Source organism: Novosphingobium sp. PhB57, from assembly GCF_004342985.1.
Classification (GTDB): domain Bacteria; phylum Pseudomonadota; class Alphaproteobacteria; order Sphingomonadales; family Sphingomonadaceae; genus Novosphingobium.
The window spans coordinates 1-23,570 of sequence record NZ_SMBO01000024.1 but is presented as its reverse complement, the minus strand read 5'-3'; the positions used below and the strand labels follow the sequence as shown (position 1 = coordinate 23,570).

General features: G+C 55.8%; 18 protein-coding genes and 1 pseudogene. 14 read left to right on the top strand and 5 right to left on the bottom strand.

Annotated features, from left to right (window positions below; genetic code table 11):
* Both EDF58_RS25175 and EDF58_RS25170 read left to right on the top strand, forming a co-directional pair.
* The coding region (locus EDF58_RS25175; protein ID WP_132270482.1) for a hypothetical protein at positions 1 to 1,559 on the top strand (1,559 nt) is incomplete at its 5' end.
* Positions 1,560 to 1,731: 172 nt separating this feature from the next.
* A pseudogene (locus tag EDF58_RS25170) lies at positions 1,732 to 2,185 on the top strand (transposase); the annotation flags it as partial.
* A gap of 879 nt (positions 2,186 to 3,064) precedes the next feature.
* Here EDF58_RS25170 and EDF58_RS25165 read toward each other — a convergent pair.
* Together EDF58_RS25165 and nhaA are read right to left on the bottom strand one after the other, a co-directional pair.
* Positions 3,065 to 3,487: a hypothetical protein gene (locus tag EDF58_RS25165; RefSeq protein WP_165921589.1), complete on the bottom strand. Its 423-nt coding sequence runs from the start codon at positions 3,485 to 3,487 to the stop codon at positions 3,065 to 3,067.
* A gap of 499 nt (positions 3,488 to 3,986) precedes the next feature.
* The gene (gene nhaA, locus EDF58_RS25160) at positions 3,987 to 5,384 is read right to left on the bottom strand and encodes a Na+/H+ antiporter NhaA (RefSeq protein WP_132270478.1); all 1,398 of its coding nucleotides are present in this window, start codon (positions 5,382 to 5,384) and stop codon (positions 3,987 to 3,989) included.
* A 959-nt stretch (positions 5,385 to 6,343) separates the two neighbouring features.
* On the opposite strand from nhaA, the gene EDF58_RS25150 reads away from it, so the two are divergent.
* From EDF58_RS25150 to EDF58_RS25115, 8 genes are all read left to right on the top strand, one after another.
* Positions 6,344 to 7,111, top strand: coding sequence for an EAL domain-containing protein (locus EDF58_RS25150; protein WP_243654508.1), 768 nt, complete (start codon positions 6,344 to 6,346; stop codon positions 7,109 to 7,111).
* Positions 7,112 to 7,205: 94 nt separating this feature from the next.
* Positions 7,206 to 7,445 (top strand): hypothetical protein, encoded by a 240-nt coding sequence (locus EDF58_RS25145; protein WP_132270476.1) that lies wholly within the window; start codon positions 7,206 to 7,208, stop codon positions 7,443 to 7,445.
* A 389-nt stretch (positions 7,446 to 7,834) separates the two neighbouring features.
* Entirely contained in the window at positions 7,835 to 8,941 is a 1,107-nt protein-coding gene (locus EDF58_RS25140; protein WP_132270474.1) for a PAS domain-containing protein, read from the top strand.
* Positions 8,938 to 9,387 carry a response regulator gene (locus tag EDF58_RS25135; protein WP_132270472.1) on the top strand — a complete coding sequence of 150 codons (450 nt, stop codon included), beginning with the start codon at positions 8,938 to 8,940 and terminating at the stop codon, positions 9,385 to 9,387. The genes EDF58_RS25140 and EDF58_RS25135 overlap by 4 nt, the downstream gene beginning before the upstream one ends.
* A gap of 350 nt (positions 9,388 to 9,737) precedes the next feature.
* The gene (locus EDF58_RS25130; RefSeq protein WP_132270470.1) at positions 9,738 to 10,322 is read left to right on the top strand and encodes a DUF4142 domain-containing protein; all 585 of its coding nucleotides are present in this window, start codon (positions 9,738 to 9,740) and stop codon (positions 10,320 to 10,322) included.
* A 244-nt stretch (positions 10,323 to 10,566) separates the two neighbouring features.
* Positions 10,567 to 11,577 (top strand): alpha-amylase, encoded by a 1,011-nt coding sequence (gene amyA / locus EDF58_RS25125; RefSeq protein ID WP_243654507.1) that lies wholly within the window; start codon positions 10,567 to 10,569, stop codon positions 11,575 to 11,577.
* 558 nt (positions 11,578 to 12,135) lie between these two features.
* Entirely contained in the window at positions 12,136 to 12,903 is a 768-nt protein-coding gene (locus EDF58_RS25120) for a histidine phosphatase family protein (protein WP_207913181.1), read from the top strand.
* On the top strand, positions 12,900 to 13,787 hold the full coding sequence (locus EDF58_RS25115; protein WP_243654506.1) for an NAD(P)H-hydrate dehydratase: 888 nt from the start codon (positions 12,900 to 12,902) through the stop codon (positions 13,785 to 13,787). Before EDF58_RS25120 ends, EDF58_RS25115 begins: the two co-directional genes overlap by 4 nt.
* A 331-nt stretch (positions 13,788 to 14,118) precedes the next feature.
* Here the strand turns inward: EDF58_RS25115 and EDF58_RS25110 are convergent, their stop codons facing one another.
* Positions 14,119 to 14,934 carry an alpha/beta hydrolase gene (locus EDF58_RS25110; protein ID WP_132270469.1) on the bottom strand — a complete coding sequence of 272 codons (816 nt, stop codon included), beginning with the start codon at positions 14,932 to 14,934 and terminating at the stop codon, positions 14,119 to 14,121.
* A 617-nt stretch (positions 14,935 to 15,551) separates the two neighbouring features.
* The gene (locus EDF58_RS25105) at positions 15,552 to 17,669 is read right to left on the bottom strand and encodes a histidine kinase dimerization/phosphoacceptor domain -containing protein (protein ID WP_132270467.1); all 2,118 of its coding nucleotides are present in this window, start codon (positions 17,667 to 17,669) and stop codon (positions 15,552 to 15,554) included.
* Between the two features lie 499 nt (positions 17,670 to 18,168).
* Between EDF58_RS25105 and EDF58_RS25100 the strand changes: the two genes are divergently transcribed.
* The 4 genes from EDF58_RS25100 (at position 18,169) to asd (ending at position 22,371) form a co-directional block, all read left to right on the top strand.
* Positions 18,169 to 18,567, top strand: coding sequence for a MucR family transcriptional regulator (locus tag EDF58_RS25100; RefSeq protein ID WP_165921588.1), 399 nt, complete (start codon positions 18,169 to 18,171; stop codon positions 18,565 to 18,567).
* A 105-nt stretch (positions 18,568 to 18,672) separates the two neighbouring features.
* Positions 18,673 to 19,104, top strand: coding sequence for a DUF488 domain-containing protein (locus EDF58_RS25095; RefSeq protein WP_132270464.1), 432 nt, complete (start codon positions 18,673 to 18,675; stop codon positions 19,102 to 19,104).
* A gap of 391 nt (positions 19,105 to 19,495) precedes the next feature.
* Positions 19,496 to 19,756 carry a hypothetical protein gene (locus tag EDF58_RS25090; RefSeq protein ID WP_132270462.1) on the top strand — a complete coding sequence of 87 codons (261 nt, stop codon included), beginning with the start codon at positions 19,496 to 19,498 and terminating at the stop codon, positions 19,754 to 19,756.
* A 1,568-nt stretch (positions 19,757 to 21,324) separates the two neighbouring features.
* A complete protein-coding gene (gene asd, locus EDF58_RS25085; protein ID WP_243654505.1) occupies positions 21,325 to 22,371 on the top strand; it encodes an archaetidylserine decarboxylase in 1,047 nt (348 codons plus the stop codon).
* A 213-nt stretch (positions 22,372 to 22,584) separates the two neighbouring features.
* Here asd and EDF58_RS25080 read toward each other — a convergent pair whose 3' ends face one another.
* On the bottom strand, positions 22,585 to 23,424 hold the full coding sequence (locus tag EDF58_RS25080) for a glycoside hydrolase family 15 protein (protein WP_347812917.1): 840 nt from the start codon (positions 23,422 to 23,424) through the stop codon (positions 22,585 to 22,587).
* Between the last annotated feature and the right edge of the window lie 146 nt (positions 23,425 to 23,570).

Sequence of the window (23,570 nt, the reverse complement as noted above, 5' to 3'; positions counted from 1 at the left end):
ATCTCGATACCCGTTCGCATGCCGCATCGTCGCACGGCACCGAAAGAATGGGAATCCCTCAAGCGGACTCATTCGTTCCGATCAATCCACTAGTTGGTAGGGTGGACGGCCGCTTTCAATCCTACAACATTGAAATGGCACGGGTGACCGGAGGCCAGTTTTGGAAGCCCTATCGGCCGGAATTTACCGGGGCAATAAAGGTCCGTGAAACCAGTCCGTTCGAGTATCGCGCTCCGATCGATTTATCCAATCCAAGGCTTCGTAAGCTGTCTCAGGCGTTAGGCCCATTCTATCTGCGTGTAAGCGGGACTTGGGCGAACACCGTATATTTTCCGGACGAACAGAATGATTATGTTTCGTCTCCCCCGCCGGGTTTCAAGAGCGTCCTTCATCGCTCGCAGTGGCGCGGTGTGATAGAGTTCGCACGTGCGATCGATGCGAAAATCGTGACGTCGTTTGCGATTGGAGATGGCGTGCGTGACAAGAGCGGCGTGTGGACGACGGATCAGGCGGAACGTTGGGCGAAATACACCCATTCGCTCGGCGGAAAGATCGCAGCTGCCGAGTTCATGAACGAGCCGTCGATGGCAGGGATTGGTGGGGCTCCTGCAGGTTACACGGCGGCAGACTATGGTCGTGACTTCCGGATCTTCGACAAATTCGCCAGGCTCAATTTACCGGAAATGAAAATTCTGGGCCCAGGCTCTGCCAGCGAAACTCCTACCTCTTGGGGAATGCCGCATGTTCCGGGCTCGCTTCCCACCGCATCGCTGCTCGCGACCATGGGTGATGGAATTGACGCATTCTCTTACCATCACTACGGCGCCGCCTCGATGCGGTGCGCGGCAATGAAGATGCCGCAAACCAGCGCTGCGGATGCTCTCTCCGAGGAGTGGCTTTCCCGCACCAGTCTGACCAGGGCGTTCTATGAAGAACTGCGGGATCGATATGAGGGCGGCAAACCGTTGTGGATGACTGAGGGCGCGGATGCCGCCTGCGGCGGTAACCCGTGGGGAGGAACGTTCCTCGACAGCTTCCGCTACCTCGACCAATTGGGGCGATTGGCAAAGGAAGGTGTACATGTTTCTATCCATAACACCTTGGCCGCCGGTAGCTATGGCCTCCTCAATCAAGACGACCTCACACCTAAAGCAAATTATTGGTCCGCCTTGCTCTGGCACCGGCTGATGGGGCCGACTGTGCTTGACGCTGGTAATCCGCTGACAAGTGGAATCCACCTCTACGCACATTGTCTTCCTAATCGAGCTGGTGGAGTCACGATGCTTGCGATCAATAACGGCGCTTCAGCAAAGCAAATTCGCATAGGCAAGCAGAGCTTGCGATACACCCTGTCGTCTCCAGGCCCCAAATCTAATAGTGTAAAACTGAACGGTCGGTTGCTTCGCCTGGGCGCCAACGACACGCTGCCGGACCTATCCGGCAGTGCCCAACTTGCCGGAGATGTTACTCTCTTGCCAGAGACGATCACCTTTCTCGCCATTCCCGGCGCTGGCAACGCGGCTTGCAATGAGATATCCGCCAATCCGACCCTACACTGAGTAACGGAGAAAACTTCGAATTTGTAGCGTCAGCAAACTTGCACACGTGAGTTAGGACGCCGTGATCGGGTGCCAATTGATCTCGCGGTGACTTCATGTGATGGACGAGCTCCGCAGCAGCGTAACTGTGCGATGATGTGGTGATTGTAGGTCCACGGCTAGCACTTGTTCCATGAAGCAAGAGATTGTCACCGCCGGATTGGATCTGGCGAAGAATGTGTTCCAGTTGCACGCCATCGCTGCTGATGGCGCGGTGCTGATCCGGCATGAACTACGCAGGGCCGAGGTCATTCGGTTCTTTGCGGAGTTGTCGCCTTGCCTGGTCTGTATGGAAGCCAGCGCGTCTGCGCATTATTCGGCGCGGGAACTCATTGCGATCGGCCATGAGGTACGCCTGATGCCGCCAGCCCATGTTAAGCTATATGTGAAACCGAGGTAAGACCGATGCTGCCGATGCAGAAGCGATCTGCGGAGCGGTCACCCGCCCGACGATGCGCTTCGTCGCCGTGAAGTCGGTTGAGCAGCAAGCGGTGCTGATGCTCCACAAAAGACGCGGCCTGATGGTCGGACAGCGCGCCATGCTGATTCATGCGCTCCGCAGCCGCTCAGTGGAGTATGGGATCGTGACGGGTCTGGGCGTTACTTCGGTGGGCCGGCATTCGGGTTGGCAAGCAATGATTCAAGACGATCCTCGGCGGGGACGGTGTTGCAAAAGAGCACGACCAAAGGGATACGGAGACCGATACCTTTCTGGCCTTCCGGCAGCAAACAGCAGGCCCGAACCAAGACCCGACCTGACCAGAAGCGATGCCGAGATGGCAGCACTTCGCCCTACAGGTCGCAGCGCGCGAATGGCCCATCCAGACAACGCGTGGGCTAAACAGCGCGCGCGGCAATCGCATATGTGATGCCTCGGCTCTCCGCGGCCATGGAGAAGCGAGAAAACTCCAGAGCGTCAGGCGTTGATGGAAGCTGGATCATAGCACACGCCGGTGGGTTTTCCACCCAGAAGCGCCTGATATCTGCACAATTGAGCGGTAAGGGGGCGTCTTGAGCAATGCCGCGATCAATTCGGGCAAAAAGGCATCCAGTATCCTGGCGACATTGATGTGCTCCCTGCGCGAGAAGAACATCTTCAATCACACCGAGTATCGAGGGCCTGCTCGGTCAGGTTGAAAACGACTACCCGCTAGGCAGCAAGCTCAAACGCCCGAGCGAAGCAGCCGTCGCCGGCCAGGATTCCGGACCGGACGGCAATGCTGATGGAGATTCGTCGCCGGGGGTAAGCCGTACAGGAAGCGTGAAGCTGGCAAGACTTGATGCGAGAACTACGCTTTGCCCTGCTCCCTCATTGTGCGGGATTTTGACGAGGGTGGTACCGCGCCTCCTACGTCAAATGGGAGCCTGCCGGAAAAGAAGTGCAGCTGCGAAGTTTGCCTGGCATCGCAGGAAGCTTGGTCGCGCAGCGGCTGCGCTAGATGACGGCTGACCCTGCGGGAAATCCCTTATCCTGAAACGCTGACTGCCAATTTTTCCGAACAACTATTAGAAAAAAGCCCCGCTTTCCACTGGATTGGATCGCGGGGCATAGGTACGGGTTGATCGCATGCAGTTGCCCTCCCATGAGGGTAGGAGAGCAGCGACCGGAGAACAGCGACCGAGATGCCGTAAAGTTCCAGGTCTTTGCAAAAAAATAATCTTCTGCCAAAGCCGAAGACTGGCTTGCGCATGGAAACGTTCTGTCGCGCTACCTCAGCAGCCTTTTGCTCTACTCCACCTGGAACCTGATAAAGCCCGCGCTTGAGATAGCCCGCCGTTTTGAACTTATCCTCTAATGCACGCCCACGTGCTTGCCTGGGAGGTCGATATGTTTTGCAAATTGCCAGCCGCAGATAGCTTGTTCGCGGGCCAGACACGCGGTTCGCCATGAACGACAGCGCCTTCGGCATGGCGACTGTGACACGACTGCTTCTCAAAAAGAACCGAAACGCATGTACGCGTTTCGGGCCAAGTTGATGGTTCGCGCCGCGTGGGAGCGCGGCAGCGAGCAAGTCGGACAAACAGGCCCTGTTGCTCACTAACGCAGCAAATGGGACAAAAGAAAATTCTCGCTAATAAAAAAATCTATACCGGCTTAAATTAGAACTTTGACAAATTTGTTGCTAAATCACTCTGCCTAGAGACAAGCCATTGAAATTTTGACTTTAATGCAGAAGCCGGGTTCTAAGCAAATAATACTCTAGCCTTCGCTAAGGGCTCAAACTTTCACACATATCGATAGCCCAATGGCCACAGCTGATTTCCGTACCCCAGGAAAATTTCGGCAATGGATCGCTCTGCGCGCTGGTATGCCCACCTGATCGCGCGCGTCGGTGCGCCGAAAAGCAGCCACATGGCCGCTTTGCTGCGAGCGAAATACTCTCAAGCTTACCCGGGATCCTCGCCAAGATTTCTCCTGGCAGCGATGGCAAAGAACAAATAGCCGATCACCGCGGACAGCAGGGAGGCACCGCAAATGGCAAGACCCGCCATTTGGCTTTCCTCCGACTTGTCAAAAGCAAGGTCTGCAATGAAAATCGAGAGAGTGAATCCGATGCCCGCCACGCCGCCGATGCCCGCCATGGCAATCCACGTCAGCTCCTTGGGCAAAGCTGCCAGACGAAGCCGGATCGCCAACCAGCTGAAAAGCAAGAATCCTACCGGCTTTCCAAGCACCAAGCCCACCACGATCCCAGCTGCCAGAGGGGAGTGCCAAGCTTCATAAAGCACGTGTTCCGAGAAATGGATTCGGATATTCGAGAGAGCAAAGAGCGGAAGAACCAGATAAGAGATCCAGGGCGTCAGGATACGAATTAGCCGAGCTGCAGCTTCATCGGTTGCAGCGGCCATTTCGTGAATATAGCCCAGGCTCCGCTGAGCCTCTGCACGATGTTTATCGGCTGCCTGGTCATCCTCGATCTGGCTTGCTGCTACCGCCGCACGCTTCACGTCCTTTATCGGATCTTGCACGCGCTGAACGAAACTTTCTTCCGATAGGCGAGACGCGGTGGGAAGTAGAAGGCCAATGGCCACGCCGGCAATGGTCGGATGGATGCCGGAACCAAGAATGCCTATCCATACGCCGAGGCCTAGAATCACATAAGGAGCCGAACTGACGGACTGCAGCTTTTGCAGTCCCAAGATACCCCCGTACGCAGCTCCAGCAAGCAACAGAAATCCCGGGTTGAAAGAAGGCGTATAGCCTGCCGCGATGACAAGGAGGCCAAACACATCGTCGATAGCCGCAAAGCCGAGCAGGATAGCTCGGACAGCCGAAGGTAATGTCCTTCCAAAAGTACCGACGACCGCTAGGCTGAACGCGGTATCCATCGCGGCGACAATTCCCCATCCGTGCCGCGTTGGTTCATCAAAATTCAGCGCGAAGAAGCATGCGATGGGTACGATGAGACCGCCGACCGCTCCCGCAAGGGGCAGGACCGCAGTCTCCCTGGAAGCCAGCGATCCCTTGGCAAATTCTCTTTTGACCTCGGTACCGATAATGAGAAAGAAAAGCGGCATTAAGCCATCGTTGATCCACTCCGCCAGCGGCTTGCCGATATCGAACCTGCCGTAACTGATCCTAAGCGGAGCCTCCCAGAGGCTCTCGTAAGCCGCGCTCCACGGAGAATTAACGGCCGCAAGCGCAATCAAAGATGCGAGCAGGAGCGGTCCGGCCGACACTTCGTCCAGCGCGAAGAGCTTGGAGAACCGCTGAAAAAACGCCGGTCCGGGCGCGTGATGAACACGCGCATCCGCCCGGCCGGATCTGCGCGACTTCAGCGACATTCCGGACGTCTCGCGCAATCTGGTGCCTGAAACTGGTTTTGCACCGTCATACTACGATCGAGAACGCCTTTCGTTGCCCTGGCAGGCTAGCGAATTCATGATCACCAGCTATGGCCGCTTCGCTATTCGCGGTCCGGGCGTAAATCGATCAAGGGTCTGCCTACCAACATTTGACAGGTATCCGGCGACCCTAGCGCTACGCTTCAAGCAGGCTGCCGCGGGGCTATCTCGCCGGCCCTGATCTTTCGACATCCCGTCGCTGAATGCCTATATCTGCGGCACTCCAGAATCCCATAATCCGGATTAGGCCATTTGGCAGCGATGTCAGCTAAGACGAATGTTCAAAGCTTCACAGACGCGCTTGATGAAAAGCCTGCTGATCGATTCAATTCCTGGCTGGGGACGCAGCACCGTCTTCCCCTATGCGATGAGCACGCTCGTCGCATAGCTACCGCAGCAATTCGTTACATGCTCGAAGATCCCCTCCAGCATTTTCCCCATTGCTGTTTATACCTTCTGTTGTCGTGTGTGCACCGCTATTTGACCAAGGTTCCGGATTTTTTGCGACGCCCTTAAGTGCAGCAATAGCAGCTTATCTGTTTATCGAGCCGAAATTCTCACTCGGCAGTCGCCCTAACGCGAAAACTGGATCCTCTACTTCAGTGCGAATTGTAAATTACAATCTCACTTAAATATGATATCATTTAACATATCGTATAAAACAAGACCTCACGATATGATTGATCAGGCAGTTTCTGCCGAAAAGATATCTTCTTACAATTAAACGGGTCCCCTTCAGACAACATGCTCTCGATCCTGTCGATCCGCTAAACCCCTTTCAAACATGATCGATCCGCCAAGCCCTTAGGCCCATATTTGTGACGCAACTTGAAGCGCACGCAGCGGTTAACCTTCTCAGGTTTGCCGCGAGATCGGGCTGCAGCGGTAGGAGACAAGAAATGCAAACGGGATGTCTGGGGTGCCGGGCCGAGGGTAACGGTTTCGAACTCGCCATGGCTTACCAACCAATTGTAGACGCGGAGACCGGAACGGTTTTTGCATATGAAGCACTGGTCCGCGGGAGCCGGGGTCAATCTGCAAGCGAGGTCCTCGCCGATGTCACCCCAAAGAACCGATATGCGTTTGATCAGCAATGTAGGGTTTCTGCAATAAAAGGAGCAGTCACGGCAGGAATTCTGGAAACTCAAGCAAAGTTGTCTATTAATTTTCTTCCCAATGCGGTCTATTCTCCCGAAGCCTGTATAAAGCTTACATTGAAAACAGCACAGGAATTCGGTTTTCCTTTGAATCGGCTGATATTCGAATTCACCGAAAACGAGCATATTGCCGACACCGAACACGTCAAACGCATCATTTCATCGTACAGGAAGATGGGTTTCACGACAGCGCTTGACGACTTTGGGGCTGGTCACGCCGGATTAGGCTTGCTTGCAAGCTTTCAGACGGACCTCATCAAACTCGACATGAAGCTGGTCCAGGGCGTCAGCCTCAGCGAACCTCGGCGGTTGGTGGTCGCTGGCGCGACGGGAATAGCGCGAGCCCTTGGGATAACGGTGATCGCAGAAGGCATCGAAACGACGGCGGACTATCAAGCTCTCAGGGATCTTGGAATACGATATTTCCAAGGATTTCTGTTTGCGAGGCCCAGCGTTGGCAGATTGCCAGTGCCAGTCTTTCCTACGCCCTTGCTGAACGCACCAGCATAACGAACGCATTGCCTTCACACAAACTTTGAAATTTGCGTGTTGCGCCAAGTAAGAAAGGCATTCGCCTGCCAAAAGACGAGGATAATCCACGATAATGCCCGATCTACGACCTATTCGCTCCGATAACATCGGCCAGGATCCGCTTCTGCGCGAAACCGGGTTTATCATTGTGCTCGGCATACTGATCTCCTTCGTTGCAGCACTTTATTTATTTGGCGAAGGTTCGACTGAAGAGGGGCATGGGGACGAGGATCAACAAAAGAACATGGTCGATCGGCTAGAGGGCTATGGAGATCGGGCCGCTAACATTGCAAATGACCCATCGAAGCGTTGAAAAACCACGGCAAGGATTCTGCTCGTCCGGGCATTTTTGTCCGGGCAGTGACTTCCACCCCTTTGGCCCCATGGCTGACGTTCGTACAATCGCGCCTAGCTTTGAAGGTGTGAACCTGAAGGCATCTTGGACACGCTGTCAGCGTCGAAACCAGCGATAGCGTCGCTCTCGACAAGCACATCCACTGGCAAGCTACCAATCACGCTGAAATCGGATGTTTCACAATGCAGAAGCCTTTCCTCGCTGCACCTCCAGAGCCCTCACTGGCTCTCGCAGCTAAAAGCAAGCGGGGCTCGTTGCGACGTTAACGCCGGAGCGCAGGGGAACTAAGCTCGATAGCCGCTGTTCTCCAGAGCAAGCGCTGCAGTCGGTGGTCGTTGGAGGTAATTTTGAAGCAAAGCGACGACTGGCATCTAACGGACGCCTTGCATTACGACCAAGGCCGCGGCGATCCCTTCGCCGCGGCGGTTCGCGCTACTCGCATGCCCATGGTCATTACTGACCCAGCAAAATTCGACAACCCGATAGTGTTTTGCAACGAGGCGTTCCAGCAACTCACGGGGTACGACCGCGAGGAGATAATTGGTCGCAACTGCCGGTTTTTACAAGGACCTGATACTGATGAAGCCTCGATTTCTCGGGTTCGCGTGGCAATCCAGAGCGGTCATGACGTAGAAGCCGACTTGTTAAACTATCGGAAAGACAGATCGACGTTCTGGAATGCGCTTTATCTCTCTCCTGTTCGCGACGAATCGGGGATCATCAGGTTCTTTTTCGCTTCGCAAATGGACGTTTCGGAGCGTGTCCTGAGCCAGCAGGCCATAACTGACAAGAAGGTTATGGTCGAGCGCGAAGTCGATCGCCGTACCGCAGATCTTAGAGCTGCTCTGGAAGCCAAAACGCTTCTTCTGCACGAAGTCGATCACCGCGTGAAAAACAACCTCACCATGATCGGCTCGCTCCTGCGCCTCCAGGTACGCACCATCGACGATCCCGATGTCGCAGCGAAGCTCGATTCCATGCTGGAACGGGTCGATGCCTTGGCTGTTGTGCATCGACAATTATATCAGTCATCCGACCTGGCCCGCTTCGATCTGGGCACTTTCGTGCATAATCTGGCCATCGACGTCGTTGGAGCTAGCGGCCGTACGGACATACATTTGCATCTCGACACCCGGCAGCTCTATGTGGACGCGGCGCACGCTTCCGCGCTCGGGCTGATCCTCAACGAGATCCTCACGAATGCTATCAAGCACGCGTTTGATAATGGAAAATCCGGCCATCTTAGCGTGGTTGTCGATGACCAATCCAGCATGGGCATTATCAGTATTTGCGACGACGGGCCTGGTATGCCTTCAACCAAACGAACCCGCAGTATCGGCACTTCACTGATTACCCGGCTCGCCCGCCAGGCTCGGGCTGAAGCGACCTGGCGTGACAATGCACCTGGCACCTGCGTGACAATTACATTTCCCCGTAGTGAGACGGAAACATGAATAACGCGATGAATGTGTTGATAGTTGAGGATGAAATCCTTCTTGCAATGGATATAGAAGCCATTGTGGAAGATAGCGGGCATCGGGTGCTGGCCGAAGCAGCAAGCCTAAGAGACGTAAAGGATCTTCCCGACGATCTTGATCCTCACCTCGCATTTGTAGATATTCACCTCGCGAACGGTTCGAATGGTCTCGATGTTTCCAGCATGATACAAGAGCGGTGGCCAAATGCCCTCGTGATATTTGTGACCGCAAATGTCGCGAAGATTCCGGCCGATTTTTCCGGCGCTCACGGGGTCATTGCCAAACCCTTTTCCCATGCTGGCATCACGCACGCGCTGAGATATCTCGCTGACGGTGTGTATGATCCCCCTCCGAGCCATCCCCGTCCCCCGAGCTTGATATCATCGCCGCACCTTGAGCAGCGCTGGGCGCGCGCGCAATAGCGGAACATGATCGGCATTGCTATCGTGAGTGCGCGCTTCGCGCCCTCCAACGGCTTCCCGCACGAACAAGGGATTTTCATTCCCCGACGGGAGCCCTCAACGCGTACTGCGTTGGATGCTGGCAATTTGTCCTAGAGCAATCCGCTCAGTATAACCCCGTTTTCGAGCGATTTTTTACTAGGACGTGGATTTACGCAAACGGTATTGCGCAATACCTCGATACCGTACTGACCATGTAATAGCGACATTAGCCGATTAGAGATTTTTATAATCTTTACTTTTCTTGTGCAGGAACCAATGCTGCGCAAACTCATTTCATGCTCGTCAAACTAATTATTTGGAGCATATGAATGCGTTATATGATTTCTGCCGCAGCCGTGGCTGCTGCTCTTCTCTCGCCTCTCGCTATGGCTCAGACTGTTTCTGGGATTGCGCACACAAATGCGGCTGGAGAAACCACGACTGTCTTTTCTGTTCAGCCGCGGACACAGGTCTCTGCAACTGACTATGTAAAGATGAGTGCCGACGCCCTTAATTATCGCATGGCCGCATCGACTCTCGCAGCGCGCAAGGCCGAGCGCGGCGACGTCAAAGCCTATGCAAAAACTGACATGGCTTCGGCAAAAAAAGAACGCGATGCACTTTATGCTGCCCTTTCGAACAAGGACCGTAAAATTGCTCGTCCGACGACGGCAGTGTCTTCGCAATACGCATCTTCACTTGAACTTCTGAAAAAGAGCGGTTCGAGCTTCGACAACCTTTATTTGACTCAGATGGCAGAAGCTGCACCCGCGATGTGGGCTCTTCAGAAGGGCTATGCGACGACAGGCAGTGATCCGGCGCTCAAGCAGGTCGCCATGCTCGCAGTTCCGTCTCTTGAGACGGGTTACACTGCTGCGCGCGGGCTGACGCCGACCGCAGTTGCTGCAAATTAAGCTCATCTAAAACCACATGGCATGCTCGCTGCGCAAACGGCGGGCATGCCTGCACTTGCTCCTGTCCAAAGGTTTCCCATGCCTGGCCGAACACTCATTCAGTTTTTTCACTGGTACACTTCAGAGGGCGGCACATTATGGGACGAGGTTGCCGGAGAGGCCGAAAACCTTTCGCAGATGGGCGTTACCGATGTTTGGCTGCCGCCTTCATACAAGGGCGCCTCAGGGCCATCGTCGGTAGGCTATGACACTTACGACCTTTTCGACCTGGGTGAGTTTGACCGGCCTTTTTCGAATTGCCAACGAATATGGCGATGGTGAATGGAATACTGAAGTCGACGAAGAGCTAGGTAATTTCGATTATCTAATGGGCTCTGACATTGAGTTTCGTAACACCGCGGTCTATGAGGAATTAAAATATTGGGGACGCTGGTTTCCCCAACAGGTAGGCTGCACGGGGTTTCGCCTCGACGCTGCCAAGCATATACCGGCCTGGTTTTTCAAGGATTGGGTCGGCCATGTCCGGGAGAACGTTAATCCGGACCTGTTTGTCGTGGCAGAGTACTGGCATCCTGACATGGAAGTCCTTCAAAGCTATCTCGATAAGGTCGACAGACAGCTGATGCTCTTCGACGTCGCATTGCACCATCGCTTTTTTGACGCTTCCAACGCAGGCGGCGCCTTCGATCTGCGCACTATCTTCGATGGGAGCCTTACCGCTTCCATCCCCGATCATGCCGTTACCCTGGTCGCGAACCATGATACCCAGCCTCTGCAGGCGATGGAAGCTTCGATACAACCATGGTTCAAGCCCCTCGCCTACGCGCTGATCCTCATGCGCGAACAGGGAACGCCATGCGTTTTCTATCCGGATCTTTACGGTGCCACGTATACCGACCGGGGCGGCGACGGCGAGCTGCATACAGTGCAAATGCCTGCTATCGCCGCGCTACCCAAACTCATCGAGGCTCGCAAGCGCTTCGCCCACGGCGCACAAACAGATATCTTCGACGACCCGCATTGCATCGCCATCCTCCGGGAAGGTACTGCCGAGTTGCCGGGAAGCATAACTATCCTGTCCAGCGCCGAGCAGTCGACGAAAAAGGTATTTGTTGGTGAAGTGCATGCTGGATGTGAGTTTCGCGATTATCTGGAGCACTGCAACGAGAAGCTCGTCTGCGATGAGGCGGGCTATCTCGATCTGCGGGTGAACGGCGGCAGCGTGAGCATATGGGTGCGCAGCGACGCTATCTGATTTTCGCACAATCACATTGCGGGAACCGAAACGGCGGCGATCTGCCTGCGAAATTCCTGGCATAATGCATCAGCTCGAAAAGGCGGAACCGCCGCCCAGCGTCAGCAATACCGGTCGCCCTTCATGACGACTTACTTTGGACCATAGCTTGAATGCTGCCCGTTCCGGCAATGGTCATGGTGCAAACGAATGGGCCGCCGAGGAAGAAATCCGATTTAGCCCGGATCCTCCGCCAAAAATTCCGGTGACACCGGGCACCTTTGGGCCCGCGACGCGGTTAATACCAATAGCGCATCCGAAAAACCGGTGTTGCATGTACTGTTGGAACGCCCAAGGCGCACTTGCACGGATGAAATCGAGGAGAGAATGGATGTCAGGTTCGACGCTCCCATCAGGTGCCGCATCGCGATTTTTACGAACGGCCATTTGCCGTTGCGTAGTCCAGACATACCTCTGATCTAGTGAACGCCCGCGCCCCGAACTTTGCTCAAACATCTCAGCGATCGCACGACTGACGTAGTGGGCCGGTCCTAGAGTATCGAACCGGAGAACCAGCACGTGGCTTCCCTGCATTGGCCCTCTTCGCTTTTCGTCGTTCGCCATGGCCAGAGCGCCGGTAATGTCGCCCGCGACCTCGCCCATGAGGCAAAGGATGAACGGATTGCCTTGACATCCCGCGACGCCGATGTGCCGCTCAGCGACCTGGGATGTGAGCAGGCAAGGGCTTTGGGCCGATGGTTTGCCGACCAGCCGCTCTCTGGGCAGCCTGATGTCCTGCTCTCCTCGCCGTACTTGCGCGCATGTCAGACCGCAGAACTCTTTCGCGAGCAAGGCGGCTGCTCGGCGACCACGCCGATCTGCTTTGATGAACGGCTGCGCGAGAAGGAATTCGGCATTCTCGACGGACTGACAAGCCTGGGAATCGCATCTTCATATCCGGATCAGGCGGAATTCAGGCGCTTACTGGGGAAGTTTTATCATCGCCCCCCGGGCGGCGAGAGCTGGTGCGACGTGATTTTACGTCTCCGTTCCGTCATGGACACGATCTCGCTTCATTACGCCGGCAGGCGGGTGATGATCTTTTCGCACCAAGTGGTCGTGCTGTGTATTCGCTACATTGTTGAAACGATGGGAGAAACAGAAATCCTGGCGATCGATGCTTCTGGGGATGTCGCTAATTGCGCGATTACAGAGTACCGGTTCGACCCCTCCTGCGGAACCTCCGGAAGCCTGGTTCTTGAAAGATATAACGTGACCGCTCCTCTCGATGAGGAGGCGACGCCTGTAACTCATGCGCCTGACCAGATAGCAGGGGCGCGGGGATGATGGAAACGATCGATGAACGATGGCTCGTGCGCAATCCCTTACCGACGCTTTATGGTACGGAAGACAAAAACGCTCGCGGCCGGGTGCTGGTCGTCGGCGGGGCGGAGTTCGTTCCAGGCGCGATCCGCCTGACCGGCGAGGCGGTGCTGAGAGCTGGCGCTGGCAAACTTCAACTGGCCACAGTGAGTTCGGCCGCTACAGCACTTGGTGTTCTAGTCCCCGAAGCCGCCATGATCGCGCTGCCAGCGGATCAGGATGGCGAAATAGCATTGGAAGCCGCTGCGCTTCTGAGCGAGCGCATACGCCGATGCGACACATTGGTCGTGGGGCCGGGAATGTCGGTTGGCCCCCGCACAGACCAGTTGGTGGCCAGTTTGCTGGCTGAGCCGGACAACTCCCGCACCGTCGTGCTCGATGCCGCGGCGCTGACCTCTGCACGCGATCTTCCTGATCTCATTGCCGGGCACGAGGGACGGGTCGTGCTGACGCCGCATCATGGCGAAATGGCTCACCTTGCAGGAATAACCGCAGAAGAGGTTGCCTTGGCGCCGGAAACCATCGCCTTGAAGACAGCGCGGCGTTTTGGCTGCATTATCCTCCTCAAAAGCCGCTCGACGCTACTTGCCGCCCCCAGCGGAGAGTTGCTCCGTTATGAAAGCGGATGCGTCGGGCTTGCCACCGGTGGTTCCGGTGATGTTCTGGCCGGAATTGTAGGGGGGTTATGTGCTCGGGGCGCCTCACCGCTCACCGCCGCAGCCTGGGCGTGCTGGGTCCATGGCAAAGCAGGACGCACCCTCTCCCAGCACGTCGGACGCGCCGGCTTCCTCGCGCGCGAACTGTTGCCCTTATTGCCGAAGCTCCTGGATGGAACGGCCCCAGAATAAAGCTAAGCGGCAAGATCGAAGCAGGATCCGGTTCCTTTAAGCGCCTTTTCCGGTTCATGACGCATACTTACCTATGACAACACGCACTCCTTACATTCGTGGTGCAGCCTGAATTATACCTTACGGGAGCGCGTCCTGGTCCTAGAGTAGTTTCGCTTTCGATTGCACCGAAACCAATTTTCTAGGATTTTGACGTATCGCATCTTTGAAGATCACCGGGCGATACCTCCGGATGGGAAAAATTCGCTAAGTACCAATATATGCGCACGTGAAAAATTCAATATCGGAGAGGTAACGCGCCACCTCACATGGCGCGGTACCGAAATCGCGTTTAGCCAAGGAAAGCCAGGAGATCTGCGTTCAGGCGGTCAGGCGCCGTCGCAAACAATCCATGTGGTTCTCCTTCATATTCGATGTATTGCGCTCCGGAAATTGCCGCGGCGGCGGCCCGCCCGGCCGGTTCGATCGGCACCGTCTTATCCGACGTTCCGTGAATGATCAGCGTTGGCACATCGAATGCAGCCAGATCGGGTCTAAAGTCAGTTCGCCCGAACGCGTCGACGCACTCTATGGTGGCTTTCGGGCTTGCCATGATTGCAAGCGCAAACGTCCAGTCCAGAAGGGCGCTGCTTACCGGCCGAGACACCAGCCCTATTCCGTAAAACGTCTTGGCGAATGTCTGAAGGAAGTCGAACCGATCTTCTCGAATCCCCGCTTTCATCGCGTCAAATACAGTCTGCTCCACACCTTCGGGGTTACTTTCATCTTTCAGAAGGTATGGGACAACCGATGAGATCAGGGCAACCCTGTCGATTTTGCCCGAACCATACCGGGACAAGTAGCGGGCAATCTCACCGCCTCCCATGGAGAAACCTACCAGCGAAACAGATGCATCACCGACATGATCGATGACGGCAGCCAGATCCTCGGCAAAAACATCATAATTATAGCCTGAAGAAGGGTGGCCGGACTGGCCAAAACCGCGCCGGTCGTAGGTTACGACGCGGTAGCCGGCCTCGAGCAGGGCGAGTGTCTGATATTCCCACATGTCACCGTTAAGCGGCCAGCCGTGGATTAAGATTACCGCCGGGCCTTCGCCCATCTCTTTTACATGGAGCGAATGGCCGCCCGCTGTCTCGATATGCATGAAATCATCTCCTTGGACGGCCCGGTTCTCGAATGGAGCGTGCACCAGAGCCTCTCAAGCAACTACGAGTGAAACGGTTTTGGGTTGCCTGTCGAATGCTGAAAAGATGCCGAGCGCGCGGATATTGAACTTCGCGCCGGTAGAATGGTGTGCCGGATCTGCGCGATCAAAGCCGCGATCCGGTGACATGGCACTTGCGCAAGTCAGCTTGCTGCAGCGGCTGCGCTTGGCGTCGTGGCTTTTGAACTTGAGACTTTCGCCAAGTCTGCGCCGTCCTCGGGCTTTGCGACGTGGGAAACGGACGCAGATGCCTTATGTTGCGGCTGAGCGTACTTTCTCAATGATGCCGGGCCGCGCCACTCTTCAAGGCGCAGTGTTGGCAGAGCGCCTGGCACAACGAAGCCCCCAGGGTCAAAGCAGGACCGGCAAGCCGGCCGCGATCTTGCCGCCCGGGCCGGAGCCAAAGACACCCGAACCCGGCATGGTTGGCAGCGGCGAAGCGAAGGCTTCAGGCCCTCGCGGTGCGGTCTCGCCGCCCTTCCCCCAGAAGCTGGCCCGTCACTTAATCTCAGGCGGCCCTTTTCCTCAATTTTGGGAAGACGCGAAACAAATATCGGTCAATTTTGCGCCCGATCGGACGTGGCGCCAGTCACTTTGAGCGGTGCAGTTAGGACCACTCGCAGTCCGTCAAGATAATCGTCATCCTCCAGGGTACCCGATAGCTGACTGACCATAGCCTTCATTACCCGCGATCCAAACCCGACCCGCCCGCTTCGGCGCCCGACTCCCCGGTCGGAAACAATTAGCCGAAAACGCGAGCGATGCTCCTCCAGCCGCACCGAAATCGGTCCCGGGTCTCCGCCATATGCGTATTTTTGCGCGTTGATGACCAGCTCGACCAGAACCAGCCCGACATGGACGGCGCTATCCGCAGGGATCATAACCGGGGCGAGGTCGACGCTGAGATAGTCGGACCATTGATTGCCGATCGACGACTTCAGGTCGTCGATCAACTCAGCAAGGTAGCGCGACAGGTCCACGAGTTCGACATTGTCGTCGGCATAAAGCCGGCGATGGACGAGAGCTACAGCAGCAAGGCGGCGCTGTGCTTCTTCAAGGCTTTCTCGCGCTGCGCCGTTTTCCGTCGCCCGGGACTGCATATTCAAGAAGGCCATGATCAGTTGTATGCTGTTCTGGACCCGGTGGTTGACTTCGCGCAGCAAGGTATCCTTTTGCGCGATCAGTCGATCCTTGTCAGCAACAGCGACGTGCAGGCTCTCGGATAGATCTCGAATTCGGGCATTCTGGCGGATCTCATAGAGTTTGGCCAGGAAACGCCGCGCCCCTTCAACTTCAGCCGCTTTCCAGGCTCTCGCTTTACCGCGAACAGTTTCGGTCCAGTCTTCGAATGAAGCACGCGGCGTCAGGCGTTCCCCCGCCTTCAAGGCTCGCGCCTCGTGCGGATTACCCGCCCAGGTCTGAACCTCGACTTCTTCTGCGCGGAACCACATCAGAACGGTGGGGACCTTGCTCGAAACCGTCACGGACAGGAGGCCTGAAGCCGCGGCGCAATACGCAAGAGCAGGTTCGTAAGCACCGGACAGCGTGTCCGTGACGTAAGGTCGCGGCCCCTGCCCTTGGACCCAATCGGCTAACGCCAGGATCCCGTGTGCTTCGGGTGAAGAACCCTCGGCGTAAACCTTGCCTCGATGAACGACGGCAAAGCCATCGGCGGAAAACAAGCGGCATATTGATGCGCTCGCGCCTTTCAGCATCTCGAAGAGATCTCCGCTTTCCGCGAGTTGCCCGTAGACCGCATCCTCTTCCGTTCGGATCTGAAGCCGCTCACGGTAGGACTGAGCTTCTTCCTTCGCTGCAATCTGCCGGGCAAGCCCTGCAGCGACAAGAACGGCTGCCCGCCGTTTCGTCATGTCCAGCAAGCGAGGTTCGCTGTGATGACAAGCAACCAGGCCCCAAAGCACACCGTCCCGCACAATCGACATCGATGCAGATGCTTGCACACCCATGTTCTGGAGATATTCGATGTGTACCGGCGATACGCTGCGCAGATCGATATCGGACATGTCGAAATTAGCGTGAGCGGCCGGCCGAACGGGCTGGGGCGTATAATTCACGTCCGGAATGACCCTTACGCGATTTCTGACATAAAGCGCGCGCGCCTGCCTTGGAATATCAGAGGCTGGAAAACGATGGTTCAGGAAACTCGCGGCGGCTGCGGAACGAGCTTCGGCAATGACTTCGCCTGCCTCCTCGTCCACGAACCGATAGATCATCACCCGATCGTAGCCCGTCAATTCCGCGAAGCTGTGAGCAGCTCGATCGCAGAGCTCCTTCAGGTCAGCCGACCGCTCGAACTGCAAACCGACCTCATGCATCCATCCAAGCACGTCGCTTTCCGGCATTTCCTCAGCGGCCGGTTCAAGCTGCACCAGCCAATGCGCACCGCTGCGAAAGGCAACACCCTCCATCGCCGCATGGGACAAGCGGCCCAGCTCGCATTGGCGCCGCGTGCAAGAGTTCAAACGTTCAGCGGCGGCCTCTCCAATAAGCAGGCCCACCGGCAATCCAAGCCAATCGCTGCGCAACCGGTTCTCGATTTCACCGGCGCCTCCGACTATTTCCCCGCTTTCGGCGGATACGATGAGAAGCAGCCCGTGGGGCTGGATCGATCCGGGAATGTGGATAGGCTCGTTGTCGCATGCATTCAGCTTCATGGCGTCCCGCTTACGCTCGTACGAGGCATTGAGCCATATTTTTGTGCCAAAGCTCGCCTGCAAGCATCAGCGCCGGCTCACAAGCCGGCACCGGTTGCAACGTATAACATCGCCAGGGCCAATCGGTGCCGCTGAAAAAGATAGAAACTCTGATATGAAATGGCTTGTACGCAGCGTGGCCACAGGACTATCAATAACAAACAGGATTCCTTCTGCTTACATCTGATACCTTCGCCAATAAACGTCCGCGCCTTAAATAGTTAGGACTTGCCTAGACAAAGCCAAGCATAAGATATAATTATTTTTCACTCATCGTAGGCGAACTTATAATACTATCACGGATCTATTGTTCACCTCAATAACACTCCGTTATGCAAGTTGATACTTCGGCAGGCATCGTTCGCAAGGGGTATCAACGGTCGAATCGGGTGCGAACCGCAATATCCGTTGCATATTCATGGAGCAGGTCCAAGGATGTCGCCATAGCCAGTAGCAAAAATTGGGTGAGCTACGCGCGATGCCAGATAAGTCACTCTTGCCCCTTGGTGCCGAAATCATCTCGGCTTATGTGAGCAACAACGCGATTTCCGCAGATGATTTGTCTCAACTGGTCACTGCGGTCTCCGATTCCCTCGCCAACCTCAGTCAGATACCCGAGGCAAGCACTTTGCCGCGCAATCCGGCCGTACCCATCGGGGATTCGTCAAAATCAGATGGCATTGTCTGCCTTGAATGCGGCAAGAGCTTCAAGACGCTAAAGCGTCATTTGCTGACCAAGCATCAGCTGACACCAAGCGAATACCGCGAGCGCTGGAGATTGCCGGGCCATTACCCGCTGATTGCTCGCAATTGCCTAGAAAGCAGTGCGGACAGCGTCATAAAAGAGGCCAATATCTAAGTACATCGGGCCAGGTAGATACGGGGATAGTCAGATCTGACTAGGCATAAGCCGGACATTGTTCGCACCTATTTTATTCCGCCACATCTCACCTATATCGATACAATGCATATTTTCACGATAGGTTATGAAGGGGCAACCCAATCAGCGCTCATTGACGCTCTGAAATCAGCGGCCGTTACGCTGCTGGCTGACGTCAGGGCAGTTCCGCTCTCCCGCCGACCAGGATTTTCAAAGAACGTTCTGGCGGCTGGATTGCGGGAAGCAGGGATTGACTATATCGGCCTAAAGGCCCTTGGCACGCCTCCCGAAGGCCGCGAAGCCGCGCGGAAGCATAATTTCCAGAAACTTGCCGACGTATACGCCGGCCAATTGGAACTGCCGGAAGCGCTGGCCCAGATGGCGCAGCTGCGTGCTTTGGCGGTGGAGAGACCCACCGTGCTCCTGTGCTTCGAGAGAGATCCAGCTTGCTGCCATCGCTCTCTTCTCGCCCACGCGGCCATGCCCGAAGCCAGGATCAGCCACCTATATGCTTGAGCGGGACTTTCAAATGTTGGGTCTCGGCAAGGTAGCTCCCGCGAGAGATCAAGCCACTATCGCTGGAGGAGCTTCCGACTGGGATAGGATGAGACGGCAGAAGATTTGACTAGCGGGCGCGGCAAGTTGGGGCTTTTTCAGAGGTTATCTTACCACCAAGCCCGTTTCTAGACTAGCGAGCCCCGGCATTGTCTCGCCCGCTGGAGCGCCCAGGTAGGTAGGCGCGGCAACGATGAAAACTTTGTAACAGAGCAGTGCCGTTGATCCATGATAACGATTGTTTAAACATATTTCCTGTAATTTTCAAAAAAAACGTCGTGGTCGCAAATTGTGCAGTAATGTTCATACGGGCGGGGATACGATAGATATGAATACGTATATGAATTCGCGAGTGGATAATCTGGAAAGGGCGGCGCTTGAGTTTGAGGGTGCCCAGTTTGCTATCCGCCATATCCTGGCAAACTTGCTATCGCGGCTCGACCGGCACGACGCCGAGGAATGTTTGCGCGAGCTCCAATTCACGGGCCGCGGACATGGGATCGAACTCGGCGATGCGCGGCTTAAAGGCTATCTGTCGGAACTAGATGAGGTCAAGGCCTTTAGCGGGATCGCGAACGATCATGCCGTCAAGCAATTGAGGCTCGTCCGCTAACGATGGCCGCCATCAAGTCAAGCAAGATAAACGCGTTTCGTATGAAAATTTGCAAGGATGGGGATATCGAGGCCAAGACGGCGTCTTGTAACCAATAGGCAAGTCCGAAAAGGCCGCGTCATGTGGATACCCGGACGAATTCGTACACTCGAGCAAAAGAAGCACCGGTCCGATGTCCGATGTCGCCACGGCAACGTTGATGTTAGCGCTTGCGCTGAGCGTAGCCGCAGCGCTGTACATGAGCGAGAGCGCGGGCACATATTCCAAAGGTCGCCGATGGCGCCGATTTGCACGCCAGCATGCCGCTCGATGCGCGCTGGCCACGATAAGCCCACCGTTCGCAGCGCCCTTGCAATCAATTTCGAAGGGCGCCTGGAAAGCCGCAAAGCCAAGCGATAAAATGGGCATAACCTAGCAACTCGCCGCGAACTCTCTTGTCCCATGCGGCCGATTGGCAAATAGCACGCGCCGTGCAGCGGCCCCCCAGCCACTGCTCAGTGCGAGTCACCTTGGCGAGATTAAGAAATTTTGGCAGTGACATGCGCACGGCGAATTGTGATCCGCCGTAGAAAGGCCGAGAAGAGCGCCCCCCGTGATTCTCGGCCTTTTTCATATTGCTGATGAATGCATACTGTAACCTATCTGTCGGCGAATTTCATTGTCCATTAACCTGTTTGGGGCACTCGAAGCGTTCGGTAGGAACGCGTCGTTGGTAGTCTCCACCAGTGCAGTCCGACGCGCTCTAGCGAATGGGCCGCTTTCCGAAAGGAAGGCGGCCCTCCCAGACTGAACACTGCAAAAGGCTTTATTACCCGCTCGGCGGACTGTCACGCAGAGTCGGGAGATCGAGCGAGACGGCGACGCAGCTGGAGGTCTGCGCTTCGACGATGAACCGCACCTGCAGCGACACCGGGATACGCAGAACTGCGGCCTGCGCACGGCGTTGATTATTTGAAAAGTCGCCAGTGCGGAACGGCTCTGCAGCGTCCAAATGTCGCATCATGGTTTGCAGTACATGCGAGCTGGACTTCGGCCTCAGCTTCCGTATCTGGAGCGCAGCGCCGTGTTTCTAACAAGCTTACGGAGGAACCGATCGCGAACCCACGTCGTTGCTGATCTTGGATCTGGATGGATCAAGTTTCGCAGCATGGCTTTCTCCCGCGTTCGCGGTGCCGAGCGGTCAGGGGGCCGCTGCCTTTGAAGATCGGAGCGGCCCCCGCGGCTCCCAAAATGTCATCAAGGTCGTTTGAGATGTACAGGTTGCTGTTTTTCAAGGATCACCAAGTAGTGGCCGAGGAGACGTGGGCCGGCCGCTCATTGGAAAGCGTGATAACCCATGCTCATAATGCCCTGATACGGGGGCCCGCGACCAGATTCGAGATTACCCGGCGAGCAGATGGCCACGTCGTCTTCAGAGGGCCGTCGATTTTTATCGCACCCGGCAACAGCAAACCCTCGGTAAATATATAGGCATCTGCGAACGATGGCAAAGTCGGTTCAGACACGAAATCGCAGGGCCTCATAACGTTTGTGAGGTGCAGCGCGGCGATCCTGCGTACTTGTGAAACTTGAATGCCGTCAAAATCTCGTTCGATCAATCACGGCTTGTCGCCATTTGGTCGTTCGCAGGGTCACGCGAGATCGCCGTCGTCAGCTGCGTAAATTCAGCCTATGCCCCGGATAGAATCACCTGTTCATCCCGGGATGCCGATCCATCTCAGGAACTGCAAAAATTAGCTGCGAGCGCAACCCAGAGGCTTACCTTGTCCGACCGCTTTAACCTATTGCTACAAAATCTCCTTCCTAAGCAGGCGATTACAAGTGCTGCGGGCCGCGTCGCGGGCGCAAGCGCCGGTCGGATCACGACCCGCTTGATCCGCTGGTTTGTAAAGAAATACGGCGTGGACATGACCGAAGCTGCAAATGCAGACATCGGAAGCTATAAAAGTTTCAATGACTTTTTCACCCGGCCACTGCGTCTCGGCGCCCGTCCGCTTGCGCTCGCGGATTTCGTCTGTCCGGTGGACGGCGCGATCAGCCAATTCGGAGCGATCGACGATCATCAAATCCTGCAGGCCAAGGGACATCGCTTTACGACTGCGGAGTTGGTTGGGGGAGACAAAGAGCTTGCAGCCAAATTTCGTCATGGCGCATTCGCCAACTTATATCTTTCGCCCAAGGACTATCACCGTCTTCACATGCCATGTGACGGGTTGTTGACTCGAATGATCTATGTGCCGGGCACACTTTTTTCGGTTAATCCGGCCACTGCAAGAAGCATTCCGAACCTGTTTGCGCGCAATGAGCGCGTGGTATGCGTTTTTGAATCGAGGCACCACGGTCCGTTTGTAATGGTGCTGGTAGGCGCAACAATCGTTGGCAGCATTGCGACAACCTGGCACGGGGTGGTGAACCCAAAACGCGTCCAAAACCCGTCTGAGTGGACCTATCCCGAGCCGCGTATCCTTATAAAGCAGGGTGACGAGATGGGCCGCTTTCTGCTTGGTTCCACTATCGTCATGCTGTTCGTTGAAGGCGCGATCGCCTTCAACGAGAATTGGGCCCCGCAACGGCCGGTTCGCCTCGGCGAGGTGATGGGCAGCAGCAAGGCCTGATATACTAATCACCTACCGCTCCCGGATTTTACGACCCAAATGCACCCGCGTTCTTCGCCTTTGCCGACCGTCGTCACGAAGGCGCCGGGGCAGATAGCTGCTGGCCGCAAGATATCTCTATCCTATTCAGGTGACCTTCGCTGCGCGGATGAGCTTCTTCATGCTCGTCGGATCACTTTTTAAGGCATTCATCGGGCGACATGATGCAGTGTGCTAAGCTGGTTGAAATGCCTCGCCCTTCGACGGTGGGCTAGTGCTAAGAACATCCATTGTCATGACATACGCGAGATGCGACAGGCCTTGCGGCAAATTGCCGAGATAGGATCCGTCCTGAGGGTCGATCATCTCGGAAAGAATGCCTACACCTCGGTTCAATGTAGATTCCAATTTGGTTAGCATTTCATGCGCGCGGCCCTGCCGCCCCAGAAGAAGATGTGCCTCGATGATCCAGAAGGTACAGGCCAGGAAACATCCTTCTTCTTTTTCAGCCCCGCTGTAGCGGTAGTGCCAACTGCCGCGGCCAAGTTCGCTCTCGATTGCGTCAATTGTTTTGGCCAGTCTTTTACGGCCTTCGAACCCCAACCGCACCATGAGGGCAAGCGAAGCATCGAGCCGTTCCGATCCAGGATGAAGGACATAGGCCTGACGCTTTTGAGACCAGCAATTCTCATCTATCCACGATGCTATCCGGTCCCGTTCGCGCGCCCACCGGTCCCGGCAGGTAGTAGGTAGCTGCCCCGCGTCAGCAAGGCATACTGCTCGAGTGAGGGCTTGCCAGCAGCTGACCTTCGACATTGTGTAATGCTCGAGGGTTTCGAGTTCCCAAATGCCGGAATCTTTTTGCCGCCAGCTATCAGCGCAGCGATCAGCGAGGTGAGAAAGGGTTTCCGCACTCGACGCATCGAGGATGTTACCGCACTCCACAAACCGCGCTGCGGTTTCGAAAATGTCTCCATAGACCCCGTGCTGAGCTTGATCGGTTGCAATGTTGCCAACCCTGACAGGGCGCGAACATCGATAGCCACTGACGTCAATTTCTCTCACATCGGGCACTATGCCTCCCGCAAGAGTATAACAGACGCGTTGGCCGTGTACTTCCAGCCGTTTAACAGCCTGCGGAAAAAGGAACTTCCCTTGAGGCCGTTGAGGTGATTCAAGTCGCCTCGACCGAGGTTGAAGGATTGAAGATGCGCGGCGGC

Bases quoted from the DNA above. Each gene is read 5' to 3' on its own strand.
- EDF58_RS25165 (WP_165921589.1), bottom strand. From the start codon at position 3,487: ATGGCGAACCGCGTGTCTGGCCCGCGAACAAGCTATCTGCGGCTGGCA.
- nhaA (WP_132270478.1), bottom strand. From the start codon at position 5,384: ATGTCGCTGAAGTCGCGCAGATCCGGCCGGGCGGATGCGCGTGTTCAT.
- EDF58_RS25150 (WP_243654508.1), top strand. From the start codon at position 6,344: ATGCAAACGGGATGTCTGGGGTGCCGGGCCGAGGGTAACGGTTTCGAA.
- EDF58_RS25145 (WP_132270476.1), top strand. From the start codon at position 7,206: ATGCCCGATCTACGACCTATTCGCTCCGATAACATCGGCCAGGATCCG.
- EDF58_RS25135 (WP_132270472.1), top strand. From the start codon at position 8,938: ATGAATAACGCGATGAATGTGTTGATAGTTGAGGATGAAATCCTTCTT.
- EDF58_RS25130 (WP_132270470.1), top strand. From the start codon at position 9,738: ATGCGTTATATGATTTCTGCCGCAGCCGTGGCTGCTGCTCTTCTCTCG.
- amyA (WP_243654507.1), top strand. From the start codon at position 10,567: ATGACACTTACGACCTTTTCGACCTGGGTGAGTTTGACCGGCCTTTTT.
- EDF58_RS25115 (WP_243654506.1), top strand. From the start codon at position 12,900: ATGATGGAAACGATCGATGAACGATGGCTCGTGCGCAATCCCTTACCG.
- EDF58_RS25110 (WP_132270469.1), bottom strand. From the start codon at position 14,934: ATGCATATCGAGACAGCGGGCGGCCATTCGCTCCATGTAAAAGAGATG.
- EDF58_RS25105 (WP_132270467.1), bottom strand. From the start codon at position 17,669: ATGAAGCTGAATGCATGCGACAACGAGCCTATCCACATTCCCGGATCG.
- EDF58_RS25095 (WP_132270464.1), top strand. From the start codon at position 18,673: ATGCATATTTTCACGATAGGTTATGAAGGGGCAACCCAATCAGCGCTC.